The organism is Acidisoma sp., assembly GCF_965199065.1.
GTDB lineage: Bacteria > Pseudomonadota > Alphaproteobacteria > Acetobacterales > Acetobacteraceae > Acidisoma.
In genome coordinates this window covers 196048-211171 of record NZ_CBDAQN010000001.1, presented here as the reverse complement: position 1 = coordinate 211171, position 15124 = coordinate 196048, and the positions used below count along the sequence as shown (strand labels likewise).

Below are 15124 nucleotides of genomic sequence, written 5' to 3'. Positions count from 1 at the left end.
CCATCAACAGGAGATCGCTTATGTCAATCATCGGCTGGATAGTGCTTGGCCTGATCGCGGGCTTCATCGCGAGCAAAATCGTCAACCGGGCAGGTGAAGGCTTCCTGATGGACATCGTGCTGGGCATCGTCGGCGCGGTTGTTGGCGGCTTCATCTTCCAGCAGTTCGGCGCCGCAGGCATTACGGGTTTCAACATCTACAGCATGGTTGTCGCCATCATCGGCGCGATCATCTTGCTCGTTATCTACCACGCGATATTCAGCCGCCGCTCCGCCCTTTGAAAGCAACAGGAGGTAGTCCCGCTTTATTGGGGCGGCTACCTCTCACGACGATGTGACAGACAGACATCCGTTTTCCTCTTTCGCCGGTTCCGAGCACACCAAGATCATTCTGGGTAAGGCGCAAACAAGCGCAGATGGATAGGGGAATGTGAATGGACAAAGATCGGACTGCCGGAATCGGCCATCAGGTCAAAGGCGCCGTCAAGGAGGCCGCAGGTAAGGTCACTGGCGACAAGAAGCTCGAAGCCGAGGGCAAGGGCGAGAAGGTCGGCGGCAAGGTCCAGAACGCCGTCGGCGGCGCTAAGGACACGGTTCGCGACGCTACGAAGTAGGCCAAGATCGTTTCATAGGGCCGGCAGAGGAAACTCTGCCGGCTTTTTATTTGCGCATTGCTTCTCTAATTCATCCTGCCCTGAACAAGATCGTGGATGAAACCCATTTTGGTAACAACGGTCGGGCTAAGGATGAAGGGGTATAGGTCTGCGATCCCCATGCTCCGGTTCAGGCTGTTTACAGCGAACGTCAGCGGCAACCATGCCTGGATCAGTCCCTCGACCGGCCCCTCCCCGTATGGGTTTAACGTTATGTCGGCATGCAGCTCCGGATCATCGATCCTTCCAGGATGAACGCCGAGACGAAAGGCGGAGGCTGTCTCCAAGGTGTCGATGATGTGGAGGTAGTGTGCCCAGGTCTCGGCGAAGTCCTCCCACGGATGGGTGGTCGCATATTGTGAAATGAAGTGCTCCTGCCAATCAGCCGGGGCGCCGAATTGGTAATGTCGCTGCAGGGCCTGATTGTAGTCGTCGCGATCATCGCCGAAGACCTCGCGGCACCGGTCCAATTTGCCGCCGTCTCTGACCAGCAAGTCCCAGTAGAAATGTCCGATCTCGTGACGAAAGTGGCCAAGGAGGGTGCGGTAGGGCTCATGCATCTCGGCCCGGAGCTTCTCCCGTGCCGCGTCATCAGCTTCCTGAAGATTGAGGGTAATGAGCCCGTCGTCGTGACCGGTCATGACCTTGGCAGCGCCGGGTTGCTGGACCTCCGCCAGAAAGTCGAACACCAGCCCGTGGCCAGGCAGCTCCGCGTTCGTGGGCAACGGCAACCTGAGCTTGATGAGCTGGTAGAAAAGCCGGTGCTTTGCGTATTCGAGTTTCTGCCAGCGCAGAAGGTTTTCACCTTCGGCTAACGCCGGGATGGTGCGGTTATGGCGGCAGGCCAGGCAGAACAAGTCAGAGTTCTCGGCCGGAATGAGCCAGTTGCACGCGGAGTACTTGGCGTTTGCACAGAAACGATAGTCATAGCTTGGGTCGGCGATCGGACGCCAAATGTCCTCGTCCGCCTGCAGCGCCTGCAGCCGGGCGCCAATCGGCTCGTAACCCAGGGTCGATCCGCAGGTTTCACAGAGGGTGTTCTCGAAATACAGCAACTGGCTGCACTTCTGGCACTGAAAGAGTTGCATTCCGATGACGGGCCTTTGCGGAGGATGGTCGGCCTGATCTAGGGCCGGATGAGCCCTGGGGAAGATGCGGCAGCTGTAATCTGCCGAAACGGCGCATGATGCAGCCACGGCAGGCCGCCTGGTGCGAGAGGGGGGATTCGAACCCCCATGGCTTGCGCCGGTCGATTTTGAGCCGACTGCGTCTACCGTTCCGCCACTCTCGCGCCGCGAGCCGTCACTAGCATGGCTCTGCGCCCGGGAGAAGGCGGGCGACGAAGAGAACAGAGGCCTGCTTCGCGGACGTGGACGCCATGGGGCAGTGGCGTTGCACGAGCGTGACACCTCCGCTATAGGGTGCGCCGCCTGCTGGTCCCGGATAGCTCAGTTGGTAGAGCAAGCGACTGTTAATCGCTCGGTCGTAGGTTCGAGTCCTACTCCGGGAGCCATAAGCTAAGCCGCCGCCTTGAGGGCTTCCGTCTTAGGCCAGCGACGATGCAGCCAAGCTGCCCATGTGGACGCCGAGCCGGGCCAGGATCGGCGGCAGCATCTCCCAGTTGCCAATGTGACCAGAGAAGAAAATCGCGGGACCGCCGCGCGCGGCCTGCTCCCGCAGAATTTCGACGCCGGCCACCTCCCAGCCTGGGCCTGAGGTGGAGGTCATCAGCTCTGCGAGATGCGGGAGTTCGGCCACCGTGCGGCCAAGACTCTCCCACATCATGCGCACGAGGTGGCGCCTTGCCTGACCGTCCAGGGCGGGAAACGCCAGGCTAAGATTTCTTTCAGCTACTCTCGACACCCGCAAAGGCGGTCCGAAGCGACCTGCGACGGCGGCACCGAAATTGGACGCTTGCACTGGATCAAGACCCCGCAGGACGGCAAGCGCAGCCTGGAAAGCCATTTTTTCTACGAAACTAGTTATTGTAGTCCGGAAGATCGCCCAGAACCTAAGACTGTTACTCGGCAGCCCAAAACGCACCGATATGGGGCAGCAATGCCGCGCCGCAACAACAGGTTATCGCAAGATTGATCGTCGCTTGCGGAACGCACCGGCACCCATATCTGAGCACCACGGTTTAATCAGGGGATAGGAGTAGGATCGTGATAACGCGCAGACAGGTTTTCCCGATTGCGGCGGCATTAGGTCTAGCGGCGACGACAGGCTTGCCGATCGATGCAGCACGGGCTGATTCCGGCCCCCAGGCCGTTGTCGACCACGCGCTTGGCACGCTGCAGGACCTTCGTCACGATAAGGAGTTCGGTAACGCCCTGCAGCTGATCTCCCGGGCACACGCCATTCTGATCGCACCGCAGATCTTCAAGGCCGGCTTTTTCTTCGGGGGCGAAGGCGGCCGGGCGGTTCTGATGGCTCGCGGGATTAACGGCAGCTGGAGCAACCCGGCGTTCTATACCGTCGCCTCGGGCAGCTTCGGCCTTCAGATCGGCGCGCAGGAATCCGAGATGATCATGTTCATCATGAGCGAGCGAGCGCTGCACGCCCTGATGGCGAACAAGTTCGAGATCGGCGCCAATGCCGGCATCGCTGTCGCGACGCTGGGCTCGACCGTAGCGGGCGCCACGACCACCAACGCCGGCGCCGATATCATCGTCTGGGCCTCGTCCTCGGGCGTGTATGCCGGGATCAGTCTAGCCGGAACCCTGGTTCAGCCGAACGGTGACATGAACTCGTCCTACTACGGACGGCCTCTGACGAGCGGCGAAATCGTGCTCGAGCGCCTGGCACACAATCCTGCCGCCGCACCCCTCGTGCACTCCTTAGACGTGCTCTGACTTTCTGAGGGCGGGCGCCGAACCGGTGCCTGCCCTCTATTTTGACTTCATCCGGGTTGGCTCCGCGGATCGTCGGCAGCTTCCGGCATCGTCCGCAGTAGCCGGAGGGAAATCGCCTTCCATTCTGCCTCGAGCGGTTCGCCGGGAACCGGCTGCCCCGCCCGGCGATACCAATATGAGGCGTTTCCGAGGTCACCCTCCTGGCGATGCAGATAGGCATGAACGTGATCGCAGCGTGGAGTGCCTTCTGCTTGCTGGACGCACGCATGCGCTCGGTCCCAATTGCCCTTTCCTGCCCACCAAAGCGCCTGCAAGGCCAAGTCCAGTGGCTTCGGCGGTTCCGCTTGGGGCAGACTGGCTTCAAACGCCTCGATTGTGGTCATCTTCCTGGTCCTAAGTTTATCCGGCCGGACGGTATTGCGTCTCGTTCATCGAAAAGAAGCGGGATTAACCTCAGCGGCCAGACCGTCTAACAAGAGGTCATGGACAGCTTGGCTGAACGACCGATGCTTCACTGCACTCCCGTGAACCCGACCAGCCCGATCGACCGGCCTCGTCCATGAGCGGACTTGTATTTACCAACGCTCGTCTTGTTCTGCCAGATGAAGTCCTGAACGGAAGCCTGGCGACAACCGGCTCGAGTATTGCCCGGATCGATGGCAGCGGCAGCAACGTCGCCGGCTCGCTGGATCTGGAGGGCGACCTGCTCATACCGGGCATCATCGACCTCCACACCGACAATCTCGAACGGCAGGTTCAGCCGCGCATCAACGCCCGCTGGCCGTCGCGTTCCGCCATGGTGGCTCACGACGCGCAATGCGCGGGGGCTGGCGTCACGACGGTTCTGGACTCCTTCTGCGTCGGAGACCTGGGCTTTGAAGAGGACCGCAAGCGTACGTTCGTCGAGGGCGTCGCCGATCTCGACGCGCTGACAGATGCCGGACTGCTGAAGTCCGAGCACCTCATTCACCTCCGCTGCGAGCTTCCCGCGCCCGACATGGAGGCGCTCTTCGACCCCTATGCCGACCACAAGCGCTTGGCGCTCGTCAGCCTCATGGATCATTCGCCGGGAGTTGGCCAGTGGGGGGACATTTCGCAGTTTCGCGCGATCCTGCGCCGCGACGGACTGACGGAGCCTGAGATCGATGCCCGGGTCGAACATCACCGTGAGGGGCGCCTGCGCTGGAGGGATCGCAACAAACGCGTGGTGCTGAACCGGATGCAAGGCCGGCCGGTCGCCCTGGCGAGCCACGACGACCGGACCGCCGAGGAGGTGGCTGAAAACGCCGCCGACGGGATTCGTATTTCGGAGTTCCCGGTCTCCATGGAGGCGGCTCTCGCCGCACGGGCTCACGATATGGAGGTCATTGCCGGAGCACCGAACATCGTTCGCGGAGGCTCTCATTCGGGCAACGTCGCCGCGGCTGACCTGCTGCGCGCCGGGGCCGTCGACGCGTTCGCCTCCGACTACGTGCCCGCGAGCCTGCTCGAAGCCGCAATCATGGCAACCGCAATCGGAGAGATCACGCTCCCCCAGGCGATCCTACTGATCACTGACCGGCCGGCGAAGATGGCGTCCCTTATGGATCGCGGGCGCATTGAGGTTGGGCGCAGCGCAGACCTGGTGCGTGTCCGCCTTCACGAGGGCATGCCCATCGTCCTCGGCGTCTGGCGGCGAGGCGAGCGCGTCGCATGACCACATTCCGCGCTGCAGTCTACTACGCGCCGGAGCTGGATGATCCGCTCTGGGCAACTGGCAACCGGTGGCTCGGCCGCGATCCTGAGACTGGCGCAGGCCTTGCCCAGCCCGCCGGCAGCGGCGTCCCGAACCTCACCGACGAGCCGGCGCTCTATGGACTGCACGCGACGCTCAAGCCGCCGATGCGCCTCGTTCCTGGAACACGTTACGAGGATTTTGCAGCGGGCGTCGCCGAACTCGCGGCACGGACAAAATCTTTTCCACTGCCGCCACTGGCGGTCGAGAATATGGATGGCTTCCTCGCCTTGCGAGAACAGGAGGCGAGTCCTGATCTCCAATCGCTTGCGGATCAGGCCGTGGCGGCGCTGGACCGGTTCCGCGAACCACCCGGTCCGGCGGAATTGGCTCGTCGCCGGCGGCACGGACTGACGAAGGCCGAAGATGAGATGCTGGAGCGCTGGGGCTATCCTTACGTGTTCGGCCTCTGGCGCTTCCACATCACGCTCAGCCGCCGTCTGGATGAGGCTGAGATGGCTTCAGCCCGCCCGATCGCCGAGGCTTTCTTCGCGGATGCTTTGGCTCTGCCGCGCCAAGTATCCTCATTGAGTGTCTTCACACAGCGCGCGGAGGGCCAGCCATTTCTTGTAGCGCAGCGCTTTCCGCTGGCGCCATAGAGTTCAACCGGCCTGAGCCTGATCGACCAACTTCTGCAGGTCATCGAGGCTGATCGCCCCCGGCACAAGTTGACTGCCGATCACGAAGGCCGGGGTGCCGTTAATGCCGAGGTACTGGGCGAGCGCCGTATTAGCGGCTAGCCGAGCGGCGATGGCCGGATCAGCCATGTCCCGCATCAGTTTGTCCGCGTTCAACCCCAGGCGAGTGGCTGTCGCGCGCAAATCCGAGGCGGTCGGCAGTGCGTTGTCACTCATGATGGCAGCCTGCATCGCGGCGTATCCACCCTGGCGCTGCGCGGCGAGCAAGGCACGCGCCTCGATGACGCTGTTCGGGCCGAGAATCGGGATGTCCTTGAATACGATCCGGACGTTCTCATCCTGCTGAGCCAACGCCGTCAGCTCCGACCGCATCTCACGGCAGTACGGGCAGCGCGTGTCGTAAAACTCGACGACCGAGATTCGGGCTCGTGGATTGCCGATCTCGGGATCGGCCGCGTTGCCGGTCAACGCCTTCTGCTGCGACGCGATGGCATTGCTCTGAGCCTGCGCCTGAGAGGCCTGATCCTGCGCCTGAAGAGATGCGATGGCGGCACGCAGAACCGATGGGTCCTCCACCAGCTCCTGCCGGATCAGCGCGATCACCTCGGCACGTTGAGCGGGCGAAAGGGCCGAACCAGGAGCGACCGGCATGCTTTGCTGCGCGAAGCCCTGAGGCGCGGAAGCAAGAAGCCCGGCGGCCACAGCGCATGCTGCAAAGGCGAGACGAGACACCATGGCGGGAACCTCCATGACAGAGAGCGACGGCGACGCGGCACAACGCACCATCACCATGCGGTTGCCGCGCCTATTGAAGGCGTTTATGGCACCTTTCGGCTGCACGAACCAAATGCCTGTGAACCGATCTGGAGTAGCGCGCTTCGCGCGGACATGATGATGGCACCTTTCACCGCCTCGCCCCACCGTTTCTCCCAGGCGAGCACCTCGTTCCGCTCCACTGCCGCGCTCGTCTCGCTGGCGCTGATACTCAGCGGCTGCGGGAGCTGGTTCAACCATCGGCTGCCCGGCGCTGGTCCAGACCCTTCGCAGGCTTCTGTCCCTGGTGTGCCCACGGCTCAATGGTCTGGCGTCGTGATCGCCGATGAGCCTCAAGCGGCTGAAGTTGGTCGCGCAATCCTGGCCGCTGGCGGCACAGCAGCGGACGCCGCGGTCGCCGTAGGTTTCGCGCTGATGGTGACGCTCCCGTCCCGCGCCTCGATCGGTGGCGGCGGTGCCTGCCTCGCCTACTCGCCGTTCGTGAAGACCGGAGGTGAGGCCGACCCGCAGGCTTTCGTCTTTGTGCCACAGGCGGCCTCGGGCGGTGGAGACCGCCCCGCCGCCGTGCCGATGACCCCGCGCGGCCTGCTGCTCATGCAGGCGGTCTATGGATTTACGCCAATTCAGCAGCTTGTCGGACCCGCACAACGATTGGCCGCACTCGGCGTGCCTGTGTCTCAGGCCTTCGAGCACGATCTTTCCGTTGTTTCCGGCCCGCTGCTTGCCGACCCCGCCGCGCGTTCCGTATTCGGAACCGCGGACGGTGCGCCCCTGGCCGTGGGGCAGACGATGGTGCAGCCGGACCTCGCCAACACGCTGGACGCCCTGCGGACCAAGGGGGTCATCGACCTCTACCAGGGCGACACTGCACAAACTCTGGTGTCGGCCTCGGCGATGGCAGGCGGTCCGATCTCCATGGCTGACCTTAGCCATGCCGTCCCGCATGAGGAGGCACCGATCGCCCTGCATGACGGCGGAAACGTTCTCGCATTTCTGCCGCCTCCGGCGGACGGAGGATTGGCGGCCGCGGCGGCGTTTGCTCAGCTGCGGCGCGACCCCACAGATATCGCGGGTGCCAATGCCGCCGCGCTCGCGGTCGCCACCGCTTATCGCTCTGGCCTGGACGCCGCTGATCCGGCGGCGTTGCTGAAAGACCGCGATCTGTCAGGAGGGCACCTTCCGCCCCTCGCCGCCTCAACCAGCTTTGTAACCCTCGACGGCTCGGGCGGCGCGGTCGCCTGCACGCTCACCATGAACAACCTCTTTGGAACGGGCCGCATAGCGCCCGGCACCGGCATCCTCCTCGCCGCTGCGCCGACGCATGGCCAAGCGCCCCTGCTCTCGGCCGCTCTCATCTGGAACAAGCCAACCAACTCGTTCCGGGCAGCAATCGGTGGAACTGGGCAGGAGGGCGCGCCGCTGGCTACCGCGCTGACCGCTGAATACGCGCTGCGCCGGTCTGGCCAGGCGTTCGGGACCGCCGTGCCCGACCCTGGCCGAGCCAACGCCGTGAACTGCGTCGATCGGGTGCCGGGCAACTTCAAGAGCTGCGTTTGGATCACCGATCCGCGAGGAGAGGGCCTCGCAATCGGCCACATCGGCAAGCCGACGAGCTAGGGCCTCATGGCGCTCAAAACCGGGCGGGGCGGCGACGTCCCGGCTTTTCGTGTCATGGACGTGATCGCGGCGGCCAATGCCCATGCAGCTCGTCTTGGCGCTGGCGATCCGCGCGTGATCCGGATGGAGGTTGGCCAGCCGGCACTCGGGGCGCCCGAGGGCGCAGTAAAGGCTGCGGCCAGGGCGCTCGCGGCGGACCACCCCCTCGGCTACACGGAGGCATTCGGCCTGCCGAGCCTCCGTCAGCGCATCGCACAGCATTATCTCGATTGGTATGGCCTCGACCTGGCGGCCGATCGTATAGCCGTCACCACCGGCGCCTCGGGCGCGTTCCCGCTCGCCTTCCTCGCTGCCTTCGATCATGGCGACCGCATCGCGATGGCAGCGCCCTATTACCCACCTTACGTCAATATCCTGACCGCCCTGGGGATGCGACCGGTGATCCTCGAGACGGACGCCAGCACGCGGTTCCAGCCGACCATCGCAATGTTGGAAGCGCTAGACCCCCTGCCCGACGGGCTGATCGTCGCCAGCCCATGCAATCCCGCCGGCACGATGCTGCACCGTGACGAAGTGGCTTGTCTCGCGCGCTGGTGCCATGGCCATGGCGTCCGGCTTGTCAGCGACGAGATCTACCATGGCCTGCACTACGACAGCCCGATCGCGACCGCTGCCGATTTCAGCCCCTCTGCCATCGTCATCAACAGTTTTTCGAAGTATTTCTCCATGACCGGCTGGCGCGTCGGCTGGATGGTGTTGCCCGAGGACCTGTGCCGACCGGCCGAGCGATTGAAACAGAACATGTTCATCAGCGCACCGCACATCGCACAGGTTGCGGCAGAGGCCGCCTTTGACTGCACAGAGGAGTTGGAGGTCCGACGCGCCGGGTATCGCCGGTCAAGAGATCTGCTGGTCGACGCCCTGCCGCGTGCGGGATTTGCCCGCCTCAGCGCAGCAGAAGGCGCGTTCTATCTCTATGCGGATATCGCCGACCGACGCGAGCCGAGCACAGAGTTCTGCGCGCGTATGCTGCGGGAGCTCAGCATAGCTGCGACACCCGGCGTCGATTTCGATGCCCGGCACGGGGAGGACTTCGTCCGCTTCAGTTACTGCGGCGGCGAGGCACAGATGGCCGATGCCGCCGAGAGGCTGTTGCGCTGGTAGGAAATCGCCGCCAATGGCCGGACCGGACGCATACCAGAAGCGGTCCTCCGTATCGATCTGCCTGATCGAGCCACCGCGCATGGCATCGAGCCAGGTCAAACCGCAATAGGCGAGACCGAAGATCCCGCTGGCGAGTGCAGCAGGTGTGTGCGGCTACCGGCCGGAGCCTCTCACGCCTTGGGCAAAGACAGCGGTGCTAGCGGGATCGGCCATAGAGCAGCGCGCGGGCGCCGAGATTGATTGCAAGAACCGTTACCATGACCAGCAACGCCGCGGCGAAGGCCAAGGCATGCGCGGAGGCAAAGGGCTGGTTAATGAAACTCCAGATCACGTAGGTGAGGTAGCCGATCGGCTGATGCGTAAGTTGGCCGTTCCAAACATAGTTCGACCAGCCGGCCGTATAGATCAGGGGCGCTGTTTCGCCGACCGAGATCGCGAGAGATAACAGGACCGCGGTGATGATGCCCGGCATCGCCACAGGCAGCAGAACGCGCGCCACCACCATGCGGTCGTTGGCCCCTAACGCATACGCCGCCTCTCGCATCGAAACTGGGATTTGCCGCATCACCAGTTCGGTCATCTTCGCCATGTATGGCAAAATCATCATGGCGAGCGTGATTGAAGCCGCCAGCACCGAAAACTGCCAACCAAGCCAGATCACCATGGTCACGTAACTGAAGTAGCCCAGCACGATCGACGGGACACCGGTCAGCACGTCCGCCAGGAAGCGCACGACCGACCCGAACCGGCCATTGCCGAACTCGGAAAGGTAGATACCGGTCCCGACGCCGATGGGCACACCGAAGATCAGCGCACCGACCGACAGGAAAATCGTGCCGGTGATCGCATTTAGGAGGCCGCCGCCAACGCCCTGCGTCGTCTGTGAGAACAGCTGCGGCGATAGAGCGGTAAAACCCCGCACAAAGACGACAAGGATTATGTCGACCAACGGAACCGCGACTAGTCCAAAGGCAATGCCGCAGAACACCCAGCCCAGCACGCTACGGAACCGCCGACCCGCGACAGGGCGCCGCCTGATGGTGGCCGCCTGGAAGCCAGCCGTGTTTGCACTAGCCACGTGCGCCACTCCCCGAACGGACAAGAAGCCGCGCAATCATGTTGACGATGACGGTGATCACGAACAGCACGATGGCGATCTCTGCCAGCGACTGGACGGCAAGGCCGGACTCGTCCTGTTCGGCACTGTCCAACTGCGACACGATGAATGAGGCCATGGTGCTGATGGGCGTCATCAAGGTCGTCGGCATGTAGTTCAGCGCGCCGCCAGAAACCATGAGCACTGCCATCGTTTCGCCCAGGGCTCGACCGAGGCCGAGGATGACCGCGCCGATGATGGCGGGCCGCACCATCGGCAGCATGGTGAAGAAGACCATCTCGAACTTCGTCGTGCCCAACGCGTAGGCCGCTTCCTTGGCTTCTTTGGGGATGCGCGTCATGGCGTCATAGACCGTGATCGTGATCACGGGGATGACCATCAGCGCGAGCACCAGGGAGGATGCGAGCAAGCCGAACCCGGTCCCTCCACCGGCTCGAAAGAAGGGAATGAAGCCGAGCACTGCAGCGAGCCCCGGCGCCACGTAATGCGCGACGATCGGCACCAGCACGATGATGCCCCACAAGCCGTACACGACGCTGGGCACCACGGCCAGCATTTCGACCACGATCGCAAAGGGCGTCTTCAGGGCGGGGATCACGCCCTCCGCAAGGAAAATGGAAATCCCGAGGCTGACAGGGATCGCTACCAGCAAGGCAAGGAAGGAACTAGCGAGCGTCCCCGCGACGAACACGAGGCAGCCGTAAGTCGCGCCGATCGGCGCCAGAACCCCGCGTGTTTGGATCGGGTCGGCGTAGAGATTGCCGAGGCTCCAGGTCTTGGTCAGCAAAAAGCTTAGGCCGTTGAACTTGATCGCGGGCCAGGCATACACGACCAGGAACAGAAGCACCGCGACGATGATCAAAGGGATGACCGCCGCAAGGGCCACCAGGACGGCACGGAACGGGCCGGTAGCCCGCCGCCGCCTTGATCTTGACACCGGCTGGGTCAACCCGGCCGGTGTCACATCGGCAAGACGTTCGCTCACGCGCGCATCAAGATGTTATCGTCTGGATTCGAGCATGGCTCATCGCCCGGATCTTGTCGGGGAGAGCAACGAAATGCACGCGGCTCAGGTAGTCCCCGCTGCTGCCTTTGTTGGGATCGATCGCCCACGTCAGCAGGCCCCTGATCGAGCGCGCAAGCGCCGCGTTGGGCTGCGTCTTATTCACGATGGCATATTCATAGTTGATGATCGGATACGCCATCTCGCCGTCGGCAAAGATCAGGCTGATCCGCTCATCCGGCGGGGTAGAGTCGATCAGACCGGAAGCGGCGGCGACGATGGTCTGCGGATTGGGCAGGACGAACTGGCCGGCCTTGTTCTGCAGCATCGCGATGCCGAGTTTGGCTGCCATCACCTGCGCCTCGAAGCTCACGCCCACATAAGAGATCGAGTACGGGTTCTGGGCAGTTGTCTGCACCATGCCGGGATTGCCGATCGCGCCAATGCCGCCCGAGACAGCCGGCCAGCTGACTGTGGTGCCATAGGCGACCGAGGTCGCCCAGGCCGGCGTCGACTTGGTCAGATACTGGGTGAAGATGAAGGTGTCACCGCTGCCATCTGTCCGGTGAATGGCCGTGATCGGGTGCTTGGGCAGAGGCAAGCCCGGATTGAGCGCAGCGATCGCCGGATCGTCCCAGGAGGTGATTTTGCCGCTGTAAATACCGGCCAGGACCGGCCCGCTGAACTTCAGGTTGCGGTCGTTGAGGCCCGGCAGGTTATAGATGACGTTCTGGGCCGAAATCGCGAGTGGGATATTCATCATTTCCGGGTGCTTCTTGACCTGAGGTCCGGCCATGTAGGCATCCGACGCGCCGATCTGCGCGATCCCCGCAACAGCCTGGGCGATACCTGTGCCGCTGCCTGTGCTCTGCGTGGTGATGCGGACGGCGGGATCAACCTTGGCGTAGCCCTGAACCCACAGATTGAAGAGCGGGTAGAGCAGGCTGGAGCCCGTTTCCAGGATCGTAACCGTCTGAGCTTCGGCCACACCCATCACGCCCGGAAGGGCAAGAGCCGCTGCCGCCAGGCTCGCCGATTTCAGGAACTGCCCGCGCGTAAGCCGCGCTGCTTTGATGGCGTTTGTCATGATTTTCTCCGAAGGTCGTGAAAGGAAGCAGCAAGAGCTGCTGCTCCCTTGGCTGTAGGAGGGGATAGCCGTGTCTGGAATGACAGTCGCGTGGCACTTTAATGACATCGACCGTATCGATCGTTGAGCCGGGGGTTCTCCAGCGGCCGAACAAGCATGAAACTTCTGGTGAAAGCCCGTCCTGACAGATATCTATCTCCTTGAAGACCTCGTCGTAACCTGTTGAGGCGGATAGGCGCCGGCTTGATCCGCTGCCTCAACCGGGGTCTCCGACTGCTTCGGCGGCGGCGGAAGCGCGGTAAAGGAAATGCCTATGCAGCCTGACGTTCTGCCTGCCGCCATCGCCGATCGACTACATCAACCGGAGTTACGGCTTCTCCTGGATGGTCTGGATATCAGAAGCGACGCGGAACTGGCTGCGCCCTTCATCCTTGCGGGTCCAGGCAAAATTGTGCTCGGCGCGCCAATCCTCTTGGCGGCAGGGGACAGCCTTTTCCAACTGCGCCACGCTATCGAGCTGGGGTGGCTGGCGGCTGTAGCTGAGCCGCCCCTGGCAGCCCTGGCGGCTGCACGATGCGCTGCTCTGGCAGTCGCCATGGAAACTGATGCCGGGTTGGGCGTGTCCCTACCGGCTTGGGTTGCCCCAATGACAAGCCGGTTGCCGCCCGACCTCAGTATCACCCGGCTGATCTGGGCGCGTCTGGCGCGTCACCAGCCGTCGCTGCCGGACCCGGTGTTGACGGAGGCGACCTATGATCAACTGGTGGACGCGTGGGCTCTACTAGGCCCGAGCGAATGGCTCATGGAGCAGGGTGGCGATGCAAGATTAGCCACCGATCCGTTCACGGGGCTGAACGGCTACGGTTGCAGTCACCGGCCACGTCCCTGGGCCATCACCTTCGCCTCCTCCACCGCATCATCATCCTCTGAACGCGGCTATCTAGGCGCCGAAGCCGCTCGGCGGCGGATGATCGAGGAAAGCTTCAAGGGCTGCGCAGGAGAGGCTGTCGCCGCCGAAGCCGAGCGGGTGAGGCAGGCGCTGGCGCGCCACTTCCTGCTGCAACCCCAAACCGCTGTGGTGCTCGCCGCGTCTGGGACTGATGCGGAACTGATCGCGCTGGCGCTCAGCGCCGCAGCCGAGGACAGGCCGGTGACGACCATCCTGCTGGCGCCCGAAGAGACAGGCAGCGGTGTTCCCCTCGCGGCCCGTGGCCGGCACTTCGGGGTCGACACCGCCCTTGGAGGGTCGGTGGTAAAAGGAGACACCGTGCCTGGGTTCCGCCCTGACACTACCGTGGTCACGGTTGCGGTACGGCAGCCGGATGGAGGCGTTCGTCCAGCCGCCTCCATAGATGCGGAATGCACGGCCGCGGTGACCGCCGCCATCGCCGCTGGCCGGAGGCCAATTCTGCACGTCATCAATGTCTCTAAGACGGGTCTGCGGGCCCCGAGCATGAACTGCATCTCGTCGCTCACGGCGCTCTATGGTTCCGCAATGGATGTCGTAGTCGATGCCTGCCAGACGCGGCTGCAACCGGGCACTATCCGGGACTACATTGGGCGCGGTTGGATGGTGCAGATCACGGGCTCCAAGTTTTTCACCGGCCCGCCATTCTCCGGTGCTTTGCTGGCGCCGGCGGCCGTGGCGGCCCGCCTCGCCGCGAGCGCGCTCCCCGAGGGCCTGGCACTCTACTCGGGCCGGCCAGACTGGCCGCGTTTGCAGCAAGGACTTGATCGCCTTCTGCCGATCGGAAACCATGGACTTATCACACGCTGGCAGGCAGCGCTTGCAGAGATGCAGGCGTTTGAGGATGTGCCCGCCGCGCGCCGCCGTGATGTGCTGCATCGCTTTGTCGCGCACGTGGATCGCTGCATTGGCAAGACAGCCGGGTTGATAGCCTTAAACCATCAACCGCCTACCCAGGATCCAGTAGACTGGAACGCGACCGATACCATCCGTTGCTTCGCGATCCGCCGGCTGGCTATCAAAACGGGCCATCACCCGCCGCCTGAGCCTGATGATGGATACCTCGATCTTGCATTGGCGCGGAAAATCTACGTTTGGCTGAATGCTGACCTTTGGCCAGCCTTGGAAGACCTGGCGTCCGCCGCCGACCAGGACGTACTCCAGCGGCGATGCCATGTGGGGCAGCCGGTTCCAATCGCAATATCCGGAAGACCTGCCGCCGCGCTGCGTGTATCGGCTGGCGCACGGCTTGTTTCTGGTGAGCCGTCACTAAAGCATCTTGACCCGGACGACCGCTTGGAGCGGGAACTAAGTGACGTGACGATACTTTTTCGAAAGCTCTCCTTGGTATTAGAGTATTTTGACCGCCTGGTGGCAGTTAGTCCGTTGCCGAGCTACGCCTAAGCGGGAAAGTTGCCGAATAGCCCTCGCAACGTCCTTGCGAGGGCCTTGTTCAAGCCGAGGCGATTGAGAAAA

The 15124-nt window shown here is 63.2% G+C and carries 15 protein-coding genes and 2 tRNA genes; 9 read left to right on the top strand and 8 right to left on the bottom strand.

Annotated features, from left to right (window positions below; all coding sequences use genetic code 11):
- Positions 1–20: 20 nt before the first annotated feature.
- Both ACOEQ1_RS01045 and ACOEQ1_RS01040 read left to right on the top strand, forming a co-directional pair.
- Positions 21–281, top strand: coding sequence for a GlsB/YeaQ/YmgE family stress response membrane protein (locus tag ACOEQ1_RS01045; RefSeq protein WP_419758606.1), 261 nt, complete (start codon positions 21–23; stop codon positions 279–281).
- A gap of 152 nt (positions 282–433) precedes the next feature.
- Positions 434–613 (top strand): CsbD family protein, encoded by a 180-nt coding sequence (locus ACOEQ1_RS01040; RefSeq protein ID WP_419757381.1) that lies wholly within the window; start codon positions 434–436, stop codon positions 611–613.
- Between the two features lie 65 nt (positions 614–678).
- On the opposite strand, the gene ACOEQ1_RS01035 is transcribed toward ACOEQ1_RS01040, so the two are convergent.
- Both ACOEQ1_RS01035 and ACOEQ1_RS01030 read right to left on the bottom strand, forming a co-directional pair.
- Positions 679–1740 (bottom strand): zinc-binding metallopeptidase family protein, encoded by a 1062-nt coding sequence (locus ACOEQ1_RS01035; RefSeq protein ID WP_419758605.1) that lies wholly within the window; start codon positions 1738–1740, stop codon positions 679–681.
- A gap of 119 nt (positions 1741–1859) precedes the next feature.
- Positions 1860–1943 (bottom strand) — tRNA-Leu (locus tag ACOEQ1_RS01030).
- Positions 1944–2089: 146 nt separating this feature from the next.
- Here ACOEQ1_RS01030 and ACOEQ1_RS01025 point away from each other — a divergent pair.
- Positions 2090–2165: transfer RNA gene (locus ACOEQ1_RS01025), tRNA-Asn, on the top strand.
- Positions 2166–2197: 32 nt separating this feature from the next.
- Here ACOEQ1_RS01025 and ACOEQ1_RS01020 read toward each other — a convergent pair.
- Positions 2198–2617 (bottom strand): lysophospholipid acyltransferase family protein, encoded by a 420-nt coding sequence (locus tag ACOEQ1_RS01020; protein ID WP_419757380.1) that lies wholly within the window; start codon positions 2615–2617, stop codon positions 2198–2200.
- Positions 2618–2817: 200 nt separating this feature from the next.
- Between ACOEQ1_RS01020 and ACOEQ1_RS01015 the strand changes: the two genes are divergently transcribed.
- On the top strand, positions 2818–3507 hold the full coding sequence (locus ACOEQ1_RS01015; RefSeq protein ID WP_419757379.1) for a lipid-binding SYLF domain-containing protein: 690 nt from the start codon (positions 2818–2820) through the stop codon (positions 3505–3507).
- Between the two features lie 47 nt (positions 3508–3554).
- Here ACOEQ1_RS01015 and ACOEQ1_RS01010 read toward each other — a convergent pair whose 3' ends face one another.
- Positions 3555–3890, bottom strand: a complete 336-nt coding sequence (locus ACOEQ1_RS01010; protein WP_419757378.1) for a hypothetical protein — start codon at positions 3888–3890, stop codon at positions 3555–3557.
- A gap of 176 nt (positions 3891–4066) precedes the next feature.
- Here ACOEQ1_RS01010 and ACOEQ1_RS01005 point away from each other — a divergent pair, with 176 nt between their 5' ends.
- Together ACOEQ1_RS01005 and ACOEQ1_RS01000 are read left to right on the top strand one after the other, a co-directional pair.
- Complete coding sequence (locus ACOEQ1_RS01005) at positions 4067–5203, top strand: alpha-D-ribose 1-methylphosphonate 5-triphosphate diphosphatase (RefSeq protein WP_419757377.1); 1137 nt, start codon at positions 4067–4069, stop codon at positions 5201–5203.
- A complete protein-coding gene (locus ACOEQ1_RS01000) occupies positions 5200–5880 on the top strand; it encodes a DUF1045 domain-containing protein (RefSeq protein WP_419757376.1) in 681 nt (226 codons plus the stop codon). Before ACOEQ1_RS01005 ends, ACOEQ1_RS01000 begins: the two co-directional genes overlap by 4 nt.
- Positions 5881–5883: 3 nt before the next feature.
- Here ACOEQ1_RS01000 and ACOEQ1_RS00995 read toward each other — a convergent pair whose 3' ends face one another.
- Positions 5884–6654, bottom strand: a complete 771-nt coding sequence (locus tag ACOEQ1_RS00995) for a DsbA family protein (RefSeq protein ID WP_419757375.1) — start codon at positions 6652–6654, stop codon at positions 5884–5886.
- 159 nt (positions 6655–6813) lie between these two features.
- On the opposite strand from ACOEQ1_RS00995, the gene ACOEQ1_RS00990 reads away from it, so the two are divergent.
- Positions 6814–8310, top strand: coding sequence for a gamma-glutamyltransferase (locus ACOEQ1_RS00990; RefSeq protein WP_419757374.1), 1497 nt, complete (start codon positions 6814–6816; stop codon positions 8308–8310).
- 6 nt (positions 8311–8316) lie between these two features.
- Positions 8317–9474, top strand: coding sequence for a pyridoxal phosphate-dependent aminotransferase (locus ACOEQ1_RS00985; RefSeq protein ID WP_419757373.1), 1158 nt, complete (start codon positions 8317–8319; stop codon positions 9472–9474).
- A gap of 196 nt (positions 9475–9670) precedes the next feature.
- On the opposite strand, the gene pstA is transcribed toward ACOEQ1_RS00985, so the two are convergent.
- From pstA to pstS, 3 genes are read right to left on the bottom strand one after another with little or no spacing between them, the layout of a single operon-like run.
- Entirely contained in the window at positions 9671–10552 is an 882-nt protein-coding gene (pstA, locus tag ACOEQ1_RS00980; protein WP_419757372.1) for a phosphate ABC transporter permease PstA, read from the bottom strand.
- A complete protein-coding gene (gene pstC, locus ACOEQ1_RS00975) occupies positions 10545–11576 on the bottom strand; it encodes a phosphate ABC transporter permease subunit PstC (RefSeq protein WP_419757371.1) in 1032 nt (343 codons plus the stop codon). The genes pstA and pstC overlap by 8 nt, the downstream gene beginning before the upstream one ends.
- A gap of 7 nt (positions 11577–11583) precedes the next feature.
- Positions 11584–12681, bottom strand: coding sequence for a phosphate ABC transporter substrate-binding protein PstS (pstS, locus tag ACOEQ1_RS00970; protein ID WP_419757370.1), 1098 nt, complete (start codon positions 12679–12681; stop codon positions 11584–11586).
- Between the two features lie 313 nt (positions 12682–12994).
- On the opposite strand from pstS, the gene ACOEQ1_RS00965 reads away from it, so the two are divergent.
- The gene (locus tag ACOEQ1_RS00965) at positions 12995–15052 is read left to right on the top strand and encodes a hypothetical protein (protein WP_419757369.1); all 2058 of its coding nucleotides are present in this window, start codon (positions 12995–12997) and stop codon (positions 15050–15052) included.
- Positions 15053–15124 lie beyond the last annotated feature (72 nt).

Excerpts from the sequence above, each read along its gene's own strand:
- ACOEQ1_RS01045 (WP_419758606.1), top strand. The coding sequence starts at position 21 with ATGTCAATCATCGGCTGGATAGTGCTTGGCCTGATCGCGGGCTTCATC.
- ACOEQ1_RS01040 (WP_419757381.1), top strand. The coding sequence starts at position 434 with ATGGACAAAGATCGGACTGCCGGAATCGGCCATCAGGTCAAAGGCGCC.
- ACOEQ1_RS01035 (WP_419758605.1), bottom strand. The coding sequence starts at position 1,740 with ATGCAACTCTTTCAGTGCCAGAAGTGCAGCCAGTTGCTGTATTTCGAG.
- ACOEQ1_RS01020 (WP_419757380.1), bottom strand. The coding sequence starts at position 2,617 with ATGGCTTTCCAGGCTGCGCTTGCCGTCCTGCGGGGTCTTGATCCAGTG.
- ACOEQ1_RS01010 (WP_419757378.1), bottom strand. The coding sequence starts at position 3,890 with ATGACCACAATCGAGGCGTTTGAAGCCAGTCTGCCCCAAGCGGAACCG.
- ACOEQ1_RS01005 (WP_419757377.1), top strand. The coding sequence starts at position 4,067 with ATGAGCGGACTTGTATTTACCAACGCTCGTCTTGTTCTGCCAGATGAA.
- ACOEQ1_RS01000 (WP_419757376.1), top strand. The coding sequence starts at position 5,200 with ATGACCACATTCCGCGCTGCAGTCTACTACGCGCCGGAGCTGGATGAT.
- ACOEQ1_RS00995 (WP_419757375.1), bottom strand. The coding sequence starts at position 6,654 with ATGGTGTCTCGTCTCGCCTTTGCAGCATGCGCTGTGGCCGCCGGGCTT.
- ACOEQ1_RS00990 (WP_419757374.1), top strand. The coding sequence starts at position 6,814 with ATGGCACCTTTCACCGCCTCGCCCCACCGTTTCTCCCAGGCGAGCACC.
- ACOEQ1_RS00985 (WP_419757373.1), top strand. The coding sequence starts at position 8,317 with ATGGCGCTCAAAACCGGGCGGGGCGGCGACGTCCCGGCTTTTCGTGTC.
- pstS (WP_419757370.1), bottom strand. The coding sequence starts at position 12,681 with ATGACAAACGCCATCAAAGCAGCGCGGCTTACGCGCGGGCAGTTCCTG.
- ACOEQ1_RS00965 (WP_419757369.1), top strand. The coding sequence starts at position 12,995 with ATGCAGCCTGACGTTCTGCCTGCCGCCATCGCCGATCGACTACATCAA.